Source organism: Myxococcus sp. NMCA1 (assembly GCF_026810205.1).
In the GTDB taxonomy this organism is placed as follows: domain Bacteria; phylum Myxococcota; class Myxococcia; order Myxococcales; family Myxococcaceae; genus Myxococcus; species Myxococcus xanthus_A.
The window spans coordinates 4,962,061-4,974,628 of the sequence record NZ_CP113950.1; the positions used below are offsets into that span (position 1 = coordinate 4,962,061).

Below are 12,568 nucleotides of genomic sequence, written 5' to 3' on the forward strand. Positions count from 1 at the left end.
CGGACCGGACGACCGGCGGGGCGGTCGTCCACTATCCTCAGAGGTCTGACATGCGCCTTCATGGGACGCATGGCGGTGGGTGCGTGGATCAGACCCGCTGGCGCGGGTTCACCCGGGCATCAGCCGGCGCAGAGGACCTTCACCTCCACCTTCTTGTCGTCCGCGCGGCGCAGGCAGCTCGACTGGAAGAACAGGCGGGCCGGGTACGCCTCCGTGGAGGCCTCGTAGCGCAGGTCGCCCGCGGCCACCGAGCACCGCTCCACCTCGTCATTGGCGCGCGTCAGCTCCACCTGGACCAGCCGGGGGTCGGGCAGGTTCACCACTTCGATGCTCTGCGCCACCGTGGCCAGCTCCGCGATGCGCAGCAGGGTGTCGCGGTAGTTGTCCCGGCAGATGGAATCGAGGTTGTCGAGCCCCTGGTCGAACGCCTCCGCCATGGCGCGCTGCCGGTGGCCGGGACCGTAGGAGGTCGGGCAGTCGACGTTGCGCACGAAGGTGCCGTCGGGCGTCACGTCGCGGATCAGCTCCGCCCGCTTGTCGGACAGCGCCACCGGCCCAATCGTGGCCCAGAGCACCTGACGCGAGGCCCCCGTTGAATCCCGGAGTTGCTGGAACGTGGCGAAGTACTCCTCCACCGGCGTCAGCAGATGGGACTGCTCACTGCAGTTGTCGATGGACGTGTCGTCGGACACCCACACCGGAGGAGGGCGCTGGATGGTGCTGCAGTCTTCCTCGTCGGTGACCACCGCCACCAGCAGCCGCGCGCCGTCGCGCAGGAACCCGGCGTTGCCGTTCTCCGCCCCCGGCGTCGACACCAGCGGCTCCGTCACGGCCAGCCGGACCGCCTCGAAGGGCGTCTCCTGCCCGCTGCCATCCGTCCCCCGGATCACCAGCCGGCGGAACTTCTCCAGCACGTACGGATCCGTGCCGTCGATGAAGCGCTCGTCGGTGGGGTTGCCCGCCGCGTCCGGCACGCGCTGCAACCGGCCAGACTCCCTGGTGTACTCGCGGTACTGCTCCTGCCCCTGGAACATGGCCAGCCGGTACACGGACGTGGTGATCACGCCCACCCGGAAGTCCTGCGAGACGCCGCTGCCCTCCTTGAGCGCCTCCAGGAAGGCGGGCAGCTCGGTGGCGATGGCGTTCTGCTCCTCCTCCATGGAGCCGGAGTTGTCGATGACGAAGAGGATGTCCGTCTTCTGCGGCGCGATGACGGGGGACTCGCTCTCGCACTTCCCGGGCAGATTGGAGCCCGGTTCGTCGACGGGCGACCGGCATGACGTCCACAAGAGGGACGGCAGCAGGAGCAGGTGGGCGAAGGGTCGGAGCTTCATGGGGGGCCTCTCGAAGAGCTGCGCACCCCGGCGGGGCGCCGCGTCAGATGCTAGGGGGGCGATCATGCCCCACCCTACGTCCGGACGCGAGACTTCCGAGGAACCCGGGAGAGATGACGGGGGGCGGAAAAACGCACACTGCGTTTGCCATGTCCGTTTTGGTTGTTACGTTGGTTCATCCGCCGCAGAAAACCTGGAAATGTTCACTGGTTGTCGAAGGGAAAAGGCTGAACTTCATGTCCGATGAGAAGAAGAAGGGCACCGCTGCGAGCGCTATGCCCACCGCGATGGCCCCTCCGGGGCTCATCAACAAGGAAGACATCCCGCAGGTGCTTCCCATCCTCCCCCTGCGCAACAGTGTCTTCTTCCCGGGCGGGGTGCTTCCGCTGGCGGTCGGCCGCCAGAAGACCATCGCCCTGATCAAGGACGCCGTGCGTGACGACCAGGTCATCGGTGTCGTCACCCAGCGCCGCGCCGAAGAAGAAGATCCGGGTGCCGCCGACCTCTACACCATGGGGACGGTCGCCCGCATCGTGAAGCTCCTGAAGATGGGCGAGGACAACTACTCGCTCGTGGTGCAGGGGCTCGCCCGCTTCCGCGTGGTGGAGCTGGTCCAGGAAGCGCCCTACCTCAAGGCCCGCGTGGACGCCGTGGAGGACAAGACCTCTTCGGAGAACGTGGAAGTCGAGGCGCTGGGCATCAACCTCAAGAAGCTGGCGCGCGAGGTCATCGAGCTGATGCCCGAGCTGCCCGCCGCCGCCACCGAGCTGGTGGAGAGCATCACCCACCCCGGCCACCTGGCGGACCTGATCGCCGCCAACGTGGACGTGCCCATCGAGGAGAAGCAGGCCGTCCTGGAGACGGTGGACCTCAAGGCCCGGATGAAGCTCGTGCTGGAGCTGCTCAACCGGAAGCGGGAGATCCTCAAGCTCTCCAACAAGATCGACTCCGCCGTGAAGGGCGAGATGTCGAAGACCCAGCGCGAGTACTACCTGCGCCAGCAGCTCAAGGCCATCAAGGAAGAGCTGGGGGAGATGGGCGAGGAGGAAGAGGAGCTCGACGAGCTGCAGGAGCGCCTGAAGAAGGCCGGCCTGCCGCCCGACGTGGAGAAGGTCGCCAACAAGGAGCTCAACCGCCTGAAGACGATTCCGGCGGCCTCCAGCGAGTACACCGTCGCGCGCACCTACCTGGATTGGATCGCCGACCTGCCGTGGGCGAAGATGTCCGAGGACAACCTCGACATCGAGAACGCACGCCAGCAGCTGGACAAGGATCACTTCGGCATCAAGAAGGTGAAGAAGCGCATCCTGGAGTACCTGGCCGTCCGCAAGCTGAAGAACGACATGCGTGGCCCCATCCTGTGCCTCGTCGGTCCGCCGGGCGTCGGTAAGACGTCGCTGGGCCAGAGCGTGGCCAAGGCCACGGGCCGCAAGTTCGTGCGCCTGTCGCTGGGCGGCGTGCGCGACGAGGCGGAGATCCGCGGCCACCGCCGCACCTACGTGGGCGCCCTCCCCGGCCGCTTCATCCAGAGCATGAAGAAGGCCGGCACGAAGAACCCGGTCATGATGCTGGACGAAATTGACAAGCTCGGCGCCGACTTCCGTGGCGACCCGAGCGCGGCGCTCCTCGAGGTGCTGGATCCGGAGCAGAACAACACGTTCAGCGACCACTACCTCGACGTGCCCTTCGATTTGTCCAAGGTGATGTTCGTCGCCACGGCGAACCAGCTCGACCCCATCCCCGGTCCGCTGCGTGACCGCATGGAGATCATCGAGCTGACGGGCTACACCTTCGAGGAGAAGCAGAGCATCGCCCGCATCCACCTGGTGCCCAAGCAGCTCAAGGAGCACGGGCTGAGCCCGGACCACATCGACATCACCGACGAGGCGCTGCTCACGCTGACCACCGCGTACACGCGCGAGGCCGGTGTGCGTAACCTGGAGCGCCGCATCGCGGACATCTGCCGCGCGGTGGCGGTGGAGGTGGCCGGCGGGAAGACGGAGAAGCAGACCATCAACGCGGACCGGGTGAAGGAGATCCTCGGGCCCGAGATGTTCTACTCCGAGGTCGCCGAGCGCACCGAGGTTCCGGGTGTGGCCACGGGCCTGGCCTGGACGGCGGCGGGTGGCGACCTGCTCTTCATCGAGGCGACGAAGATGGCGGGCAAGGGCGGCATGACGCTCACCGGCCAGCTGGGCGACGTGATGAAGGAGAGCGCCACGGCGGCGCTGAGCTACCTGCGCAGCAAGGCCGAGCAGCTCGGCATCAGCCCGAACTTCCTGGAGAAGACGGACCTGCACCTGCACTTCCCGGCGGGCTCCATTCCGAAGGACGGGCCTTCCGCGGGCGTCACCATCCTGACGGCGCTCACCAGCCTCCTGACGGGCATCCGCGTGCGTCACGACACGGCGATGACGGGCGAGGCCACGCTGCGTGGCCTGGTGCTGCCGGTGGGTGGCATCAAGGAGAAGGTGCTGGCGGCGCACCGGGCGGGCATCAAGCGGGTCATCCTGCCCGAGCGGTGCCGCAAGGACCTGATCGACGTGCCGGATCAGGCGCGCAACGAGCTGGAGTTCATCTTCGTCACCCACATGGACGACGTCCTGAAGGCGGCGCTGGAGACGCCTCCCTTCGGCGTGGCGGGCACCCCGGGCGGCGAGCCGGGCAAGGAGGCTCCGCTGCCGAAGCCGGCCGAGTCCGCCCCTGAGGTCCGCGCCTAGCGCACGGCCTTCCAGCCCATAGGAAGTGACACGGGCAGGTTCCCTTCTGGGAACCTGCCCGTTGTCTTTGCGGGACTGGTGGCGCTCAGAGCGAGAACAGGAAGTGACGCGGCTCCGGGACGCGCTTCACCCGCAGGATGTGACTGTGCTCCACAGGCAGCCGGGGGACGGCCTCTGGACGGGGAACGTAGAGGATGCCGGGGTCGTCCTCTCGGGTGAAGACGTACTGCCCACGCGAGCCCTTACGCGTGCAGCCCACGTCGAGGATGAGGTGCCGCTCGATGTCCGCCGCATCCGTGGTGTCCCAGTTGAAGCGGGTGAGTTCCTCCACCGTGAGGCCATACATCTCCGCCACGCTCTCCAGCGTCTCTCCGTCAATGACCCGGTGCTGGGTGACTCGTGCGAGGAAACGCGGCGCGCTGGCCACCCTCGCCCTCTGGCCGCTCTTCGCGAGTTTCTGCTGGGACCACGGCCCTCCCGTCCGTACCAGCGCGAGGGTGTTATCCAGGGTGGCGCCCTTGAGGACGGACAGGACGTGGGCATTCCCCTTGGGAACGTCCCTCAGGTCGATGCGGCCCTCAGAATCCGTCCGAGCCTGCTGCTCGGACCGGTCGTCGAGTTGGATGCGTAACTGGACGCCGGCAATGGGCACATCGGTGACGTCGTCCACCACCTGAAGCCGCAGCCAGACCGGCTCCTCCACCGGCGCAGACACGCGTTCTGTCCGCGGAACGGAGAATGGCGGCGGAACGGAGGATTCACGCGGAGGAGCCTGCGCCAGCCGGAGGACTCCCGCGTCCAGAAGAAGCGCGGCTTGCCGCACCACTTCATCCACCGGCAGCGGTGCGCGCACCCCACTGCGGTGTCCATGCGCGTAGACCAGGGACTGGAGCGTGCGCTGATTGGACGCATCCTGCGCGAGCTGGCGCAAGCGCCGTTCCAGCGCCCAGCCCCCGGCAGGCATCACGAACGCGTACCCAGTGGGCAGACCCTCATGAAGCGCGAGGACAATGTACTCGCGTAACCCGTCTTTCAGACGAGGATGGAGAAACATGCTGTCACCTGGAGAAGACGTCTTTATTTGCGGTACTTCTGACCTTCACGGAGGTGCCGCTCCACCGGAACCAAGATGTCTGCCTTGGTGATGAAGCCCTTGCCGCCGCGGTCCAACCCCTTGTTGGGCTCGTAGCCTCTCGCCCCCTTGGCATAGCAGACGAAGGATGCGTCCTTGCCGAGCGCTTCCGGACAGAGGATGCAAGCGTAGACATCACCGAGATTGTCCAGAGGGAGCTTCGACCGCGCCTTCCACATGCGGAAGTACTTGGCGACATAGTCGAGCTGCTCGACAGCGCTCATCCTCACCAGTGCGGACAACTTGATATCGAGCGCATCTTTTCCTTCGTTGATGGCCGTGAACTGAATGAGGCCAAAAGCCTGATGCCCTGCCCGGTTCGGTGTATCGGCACGGAAGGCATTTCCTGTCTCGAAAGCCATGCACGCCATCAAGTCATCGGCGTTCATCTCCAGTTGCTCGGCGATGATCAGCACCTTCCTCCGGAACGCCTCCGTCACATTCGGGTGACTGCCGTAGATGAGCGTGCCTTCGATGCGGCGGGGTGTTCCCTCCAGGTCCAGGTGGATGGCAGGAAGCACACTGGAGTGGTTGGCATTCGCCCGCTCCACCAGACGCGCTTCAATCCGAAACCGGCCCTTGCGCCGCATCCGCTCGACGAGCGCCGGCTCCCGGAGACGCGCCACCACCCGTCCACGAGCGTCGCATTGCCCCGCCGCCCCCTTCGCGACCTCATACCGGAAGGGCACGGCACCGAAGACAACGGGCTCCGCGACGTCAGCGAAGAACTCATACAGGCGAAACTCGATGACATCCCCCTCCTTTCCGTTGGGGATGTGAAGGGCCTGGCAGCGGACTTCCAGGATGGACGTATCATCCGTGAGCTGGACGAACTCGGCGCGAAGTCCCTGGAGCCGAGGAACGCCTGGGTACTCCACGGAGAAGGCCGGTGGCGCTGCCACCAACTCGTCCCAGAGCCGCGCATCCGGCTTTGAGACTCGACCCTGGATGAAGACCTTCTGGCGGATTCGAGGATCGTCGAATCGAACGAGCGCCTCGTAGTAACGAGGATTCCCATCAAGGGGCCGCGCCTCCAACCGAAGCACCTCGGTCTCCCGAGAGGCCGTTGGCTCCATGGGACTCAGGTCGTCGCAGATCGAAAAGACAGGCGAAGCCTCACGCCAGTAGTCGAGATCCCCGATGACCTTCACGGTGATGAGCAGGTGGTTGTCGCGAGCCCCCAGCCAGACGTCCCCGAAGCGAGGCATGCGCGAAGGCCGGACCGCCAACTCCTTGGAGGCCAGTGCCGTCACCAGCTCCTGGCGCACCCGGTCCTGCTTCTGTCGCGCGGGAGCCCTGGCCGACGTTGGGGACTCCAGCCACAGGTCCTCGTCCTCGAACGCGAGGAATCGCGTCTCATCGAAGTCCAGCACCGAGCGGATGGGCACGTATTCATCGGTCCCCATCAACGAGCGCGGAATCCGCAACAAGGCGAAGCTCTTCCGGTGCAGCCAGTCCTCAGCGTCGAGGAACTGCCGTAGGAACAGGCCCCTCTCGTTGGCGTTCACCAACACCGGCCGCGAGACGGGGTCCATCAGGGTGAAGGACAGGGCCTCGCCACGCGTCTGAGCCTCGTACCGCCAGTGGGTCAGCTCCAGGGGGAGCTCGAAATCCGGCTCCAGATGCTCCACCGTCGCGGTGACCGCGTGGTGCTTGAATTCGAACCCGGTCAGCTTCGGCTTCGGGCACACGCATGCCCTTGGCTGCTCCCACACCACGTAGGGCCGCGTCTCCCCCTCGATGTCTCGGAGCACTTCGAGCCGCAGGTCGAAGGCGTATTCGCCCTGAATGGGCTCACGCCATGGCAATCGGAGACCGTCCCCACTCCAGGCGCAGCCAACTCGCCAGTCCTTCGCGCCCAAGTCGGAAGAGCCCCATTCCAGCGCGGCATAGCGCTGCTCCTCTGGAGCCATCCTCGGCGCCACGCCACGCTTCGGCTCCACGGAGTGGTAGATGGAGAGCCGAAGCGTCGCGCCGGTGAAACGTGCATCCATGTCCGGCTTCAATCGGAACCGTCGGCCAAACAGGACAGGGACGCTCAGGTCGAGCCCCCTGAGCCCCAAGGGGATGTCGAACTCGAAGGGCTTTTCGAGGCAGCATTCCTGCGCGAAGGGGAAGTCGGGGACGACGGTCAACTCCGCGTGGCCCCGGCCGAAGAAGCTCGCCTCGTAGATGTCCGCCTCGAACTCCAACGTGCATGACCTGCCATTGACACGCAGTGGGACGTTGACCAGCGTGTACTCCCGCGCTGGCATCCCACGCGCGTGCGTCTTGATCAGAACGCTGCAGACCGTATCTGCCGGCAGGTTCTTGTGCGTTCCCTCCAGGATGAAGGCAATCCTGTCCTGTTCGGCCCGGTGGCTCCTCAGGGAGAGCTTGAGTTCCGTAGGGGCCACCGCGACGAGATAGAAGACGCCCTCGGCTCCCGGTTCACGCCGAAGCTCGAAGCGCTCGCCACCAGCATGTGACTGTGAAGCAGCGGCTGTGTCCGCCATCACCCTTCCCCCTTCATGGGCACGGCGCCCAGGTCGTCTGACCACCACCACAGATTGGGGCGAATCCGCACTTCGTCGTGTACTCGGGGCACGATCCGCTCGGGCAACGAGAGCTTCAGTTCCCGAGCAAGATCCGCGTCGTTCTCACGAATCGGGACGACACGGAGCACGTATTCCCTGGCGCCCTCCAGCGCGGCCTCGACATCATTGAGATCCACGTCCGCATGGAGCGCCCCTTCCACATCCGTCAGACCTTGCCCTTGGCGTTCCGGTTTGTAGACAACGCTGCCCTTCTTGAGCTTCAGCGGAAGCCCGGGCTGGTCGCCTGGCAGCGACGGACTGGCGAGTTCCAATCGGAAGGGTCTGCTCACCGGGACGGCCTCCGTCATGACGGCCACCTTCAGGCTGAAGGCATCATGGTAGTGAGACCGCGCTTCAAGCCTGGCATTGCGCTGCATGGTGTAAGCACGGCCCTTCGCGGGCTGGACGTCGATCCGTTCGTGCCCCAGGGGCACATGCTTGTTCACCACCTCGGCGGTCGGGATGAGAATTCGCCCCTGAACCTGCGCATCCTCGAACCCGAAGGTCCGCACCACGCACCCATTCTGGATGACGGACTGACGTGCGGCGGCTTCATCGAGGGAACTGTGGCCCACCTTGATGATGGGTCGAGCCTTCTCCCAGAAGGTCCGATTCCCACCCAGCAACCGAGAGGAAAGCTGAATCCCCCGGGCGGTGACGAAGACCTTGGGCGCTTCGAGCGAAGGGATGTGAAGGACCTCCGACACCTCGGTGGACCACACCTCCAGCGCCCCCGCTTTGGCGCCGCTCCGCAGCGCGTCGAGCGTCACAGGTTCACACCTGCTCCCCAGCGTATCCGCCGTCACCAGACGCGAGTCCCGCGCGCTTCCCCCGTTCGGGAAGAACGCGCCGAACTTCACATGGACCTCATGGGTACCTGGGATGCCCTTCCGCAGCTCCGAGAAAGCCGCGCTGGCGTCGAACCGGATGACAAGTTCACCAGGATGACGTCCCTCCGCTGGCGCTGGGACTCGGACGCGAATCGCCCCCTTGGCCGCGTCCTCCAAGGCGGTGAACCAGCCATCCTCTCGAACCTTCTCGGCGGCATCCTTCAACCGCCGAGCATTCGTGGCCGTGAGCACGATGGACAATCCGTCCTCGGCCAGCGCGGACAACGCCAACAACTGCTTCTCTGAATACGCGCACTGGACACGCTCCACCGCCTCCACGAGCGCCCAGACCAACGGAGGATCTGTCTTGGAAGCAGCGGCCTTCAAGAAGGATCGGTAGGTGAAGTGCCGCGTCACATACGTTTCCAGCTTCTTGAGCGCCCCCTTCTGAATGAAGCCGTCAACGACGCGGAGTCCGGAGGTCTCATTGAACGCCGAGTCCTCCCGCCCCTGTACGGGGATCGCCACACGGGCCAACTCGAACGCAGGTCCCTCCGGGTGCAGCCCTTCCTGCTTCGTGGCCTTCGCCCATGCGCTCAGGAGCACCCAACCCCGAAGAAGCTTTGGGCAGTTCTCCCTGAAGGGAATACGCCAGGAGAACGTTCCATCCTTGTGAGACTCGGGAGCGTAACGAGCCGAGGAAACAACCTGGCTCCCAGGAACCTCCGCCGACTCGCGCCCACCCAGCAACACCGGCGGGAGCACCTCCAATGTCGCGGTTCCCACGAGCCGGGCACCCGGCATGTCGAGCGTGCAGGCCCCCCAACCCGGCAACTCCACCTGCGCGAAGAAAGCACCATCGGTACAACTTCCGCTCGCGAGGAAGCAGCGTGTGCCCTCATGCAGCACATGCAGTTCCACCTCGTCGTCTCCGCTCCCGCGCACCACGGCCCCCACGTCCAGGAGTTCCCCCACCCGGTATGCGGCATGAGCGCTTCGTGCTGGGATCCACCCCACCGCGAGCACGTCCTTCGAGTCGCTCGGGCGCCAGGCCGGCAGGTCCGAGAACCGGACGAAGCCATGCCTGACCATGAGCATCAGGAGCCAGGCGAAGGTGACGGGGTGCGGGTTGTCGACCAGTCCCTTCGCAGGCAATTGGTCGACGTCCGGCGCCGCTGCGAAGAGCGCCTTCTTGGCACCGTTGTCCCCCACGGGCCCGAGGAAGGGCACTTCCTCCGGGTGGGCCCAGAATCCGACCGCCTCCGCGTAGCGTCCCAGCAGCCTCTTCGCCTCGTCCGGCTGCAGGATGTCGGCGATCTGGCTCCCCATTCGAAGCTGACCGTGAATCTCCAGATGCTTCATCACCTGAACGACGATGCTCTCCGGCAACCACTCGTTCAGGTGCCGGAGCACCACGTTTCGCCAGCGGACGGACGCCAGCCTCTTGAAGTGCTGAAGCTCCTGCTCGAGTGCATCCTGAGCACCGCCGCCCACCTGCAGCAGAAGGCCGGCGCCATCGGCCGGCTCCACGAAGATTCGTCGAGCCCCTGCCGGCAAGCGAACGTTGAGACGACTCTGTTTTCCATCGTAAGCGACGTACCGTTCGCCCGAGGGAGGCTCGAAGGTCAGCTTGAGCCAGTAGGTCCCTTCAGGGAGCGCGTCCTTGTAGTTGGTGATGACAAGCTCTGCGGGAAACGAAGGCTCGCCGGCATCACCAGGCGCATCATCGGACGAGAACGCGAGCGCGCGAGGTGAGCGAAGAATCGCCTTGAGCGCGCCGTGGTGATACGTCTGCTCGAAGCGGGAGAGGCACTCCTCTTCGGGGTTCCCCGTAGCGTGAATCGACTTGGGCGCCAGCTTCATCAGCGCGTCGAGTTCTCCCTTCGATGGGTCGAAGAAGTTGTTCTGGTCCGCCTCCTCGAAGACCTTGAAGAAGTCTCCCAGGCCCAGCGAGTCCTTCGCGAAGTCGAGGAAGGCCTTGAGTTGCCCTGGCTCGGATGGCGCCAGGATTTCCCAGTGGACGAAGCCATCTCCAATGGCCTTGCTCCTGCTGTCGGCATAGCCAAGCACCGCGCCAGCCTCCAGCTTGAGCAAGGGGTGGCGCAGCGTCACCATCCGCCCCTCGCGCAGTGCTTCATGAATACCCGTCAGGTCCTGGTCCGCCGGCCTCCAGAGCGCTCGGACATCATCCCCCTGTGCCTCTCCCAGGCGTAGTGTCTCGGGCACGCCCAACCCCGTCCCCACGACGGAGTAGCTTCCCCCCTTCTTCTCGACGACATCCGCTCCCGCCTCCGGCAGGGCCTCCTGCAACCACCGCGTCTGGCGAAACGCCTCATGCGCCGGATCAACCACCGTCAGCGCGCCGTGGCGCCGCACGAGCAGCTTCAACCAGTCCACGTTCCGGTATGTGTCCGGGTCCTTCCAGTCCGGAGGAACGAGGTGCATGTAGAGGCTGTAGAACGTAAAACGCCGCGGCGGCTGGCCCTCCGTCTTCGCTGCCTCTTCGACATCGTGCCGGACGAGGACGAAGGAGTTGTGGTTGCCTGTGAATTCCCGGGCCAGTTCGTGCGCCTCGGGTCCATCCTCGACACGCTCCTTTTCTTCGAGGGGAGCAGGCAGGCCATGGGCCAATCGGACGGCCACCACGTAGCCCGGGGCAAAGCAACGAACCTCTCGCACGCCGGACCTGGCTGCGGAACTCGTCGCCCCCTCCCGCGCCGAGAAATGCGACGCAGGCAAGTGGATTCCCGAATGAAGATTCCGGCGCATTCCCAATGGGAAGAGCCCACCGGGCGGCATCTCCGTCTCCGTAAGGGCGTAGCAGTTGATGGGCCGGAAGCGGATATCCCCGTGGTCGAACGGATACGCGACCGTGCGCATCACGTTGGTTTCGAGAAAGCCAGACGGGACGACGGTAGGACGGAGCGAGTAGAGAAAGGCTCCGCCCTTGTGCTCGTCGTGGCGGTAGTCCATGAACAAGTCGTCAGGCACCGCGCTATAGGTGTTCTCCTCGAACAGCTTGCGGGCACGAATCAGGACGACGGACGCCTGCGCATTTGCCCAGTCACCCCTGCGCACCCGGATGAGATCGTGCTCACCCGTGACTTGCTTCCTGGCGAGCGCCGCCAGGTCCGTGCCATCCCGAGAGCCTGGATCAGGAGGAAAGAAGAGATGGGTTCCCTTCTGAACCCCAACCTTGTTGTTCTGCGTTGCCGGGTCCGCGACCACCAACCACAGGTGCCTCCCGGTTCGGTCCACCAACCAAGCGAATCCGATGATCAGGATGAGATGAATGGGAGCATCTCTAGCAACGGAGAATCCCGAATAAAGAATGACCGGATTGTTGGCCGCGAGCGCCTTGAGAATCAGTGACAGCTTGTCTTCGATGAGACGAGGATCGTTCGCAATCCTCGCGGCGTGCCTTCGTCGTTCCTGGAGTGAGTACGGCAACACATGCGAGTACGCCATGCCGAGCACAGCGGACGCACTGAGATTACCGCGGGACACGTTGGAATCACCGCGAGACGCATTGAATTCCGGAGGAACAACCGTGGCCCAATGAGGCGGTTTGCCCCCCCGATTGGACACGAAATACCCATCCAGATTTCCACCAAAAGGTGGCTCTACCGGCTTGAGATGAAACGCCCGCTGCCCTCCTGGGTAGCGCAGATCCAAGAAATGCCCTGGATTTCCACCATCCCAATGGGTGATGAACCTTGAGGCAAAGTCGCCCCCTTGGGTCACCTGATAATAGTTATACGCCATTGCACTGGCAGTCCGCCCACACCAATCAGATGGCCCTCCAGGATAGTGCTGTCCCAGCAGAGGCACCTTGAGGATGTGATACTCCTCCAGCGCAGACAACAGCAGCTCTGGCAACTCATATTGCCAGACGGCTCGATAGATATTCTGTCTAGACACGACTCGCTCCCCCACGAGTACGTTCAATTGCTCCGAATCAGTGCCCCCCCGGCAC

Annotated in this window: 5 protein-coding genes; 1 reads left to right on the forward strand and 4 read right to left on the reverse strand. The window is 64.7% G+C overall.

Annotated elements, in window-relative coordinates:
* Positions 1 to 119 precede the first annotated feature (119 nt).
* Positions 120 to 1,334: a vWA domain-containing protein gene (locus OZ403_RS20610; protein ID WP_174259305.1), complete on the reverse strand. Its 1,215-nt coding sequence runs from the start codon at positions 1,332 to 1,334 to the stop codon at positions 120 to 122.
* Between the two features lie 236 nt (positions 1,335 to 1,570).
* On the opposite strand from OZ403_RS20610, the gene lon reads away from it, so the two are divergent.
* A complete protein-coding gene (gene lon, locus OZ403_RS20615) occupies positions 1,571 to 4,054 on the forward strand; it encodes an endopeptidase La (RefSeq protein WP_140792245.1) in 2,484 nt (827 codons plus the stop codon).
* Positions 4,055 to 4,139: 85 nt separating this feature from the next.
* Here the strand turns inward: lon and OZ403_RS20620 are convergent, their stop codons facing one another.
* The 3 genes from OZ403_RS20620 to OZ403_RS20630 form a co-directional block, all read right to left on the reverse strand.
* Complete coding sequence (locus OZ403_RS20620) at positions 4,140 to 4,985, reverse strand: LysM peptidoglycan-binding domain-containing protein (RefSeq protein WP_237077259.1); 846 nt, start codon at positions 4,983 to 4,985, stop codon at positions 4,140 to 4,142.
* A gap of 146 nt (positions 4,986 to 5,131) precedes the next feature.
* Entirely contained in the window at positions 5,132 to 7,681 is a 2,550-nt protein-coding gene (locus OZ403_RS20625) for a hypothetical protein (RefSeq protein ID WP_268781525.1), read from the reverse strand.
* Positions 7,681 to 12,540 carry a hypothetical protein gene (locus tag OZ403_RS20630; RefSeq protein WP_268781526.1) on the reverse strand — a complete coding sequence of 1,620 codons (4,860 nt, stop codon included), beginning with the start codon at positions 12,538 to 12,540 and terminating at the stop codon, positions 7,681 to 7,683. Before OZ403_RS20630 ends, OZ403_RS20625 begins: the two co-directional genes overlap by 1 nt.
* Positions 12,541 to 12,568: the final 28 nt, after the last annotated feature.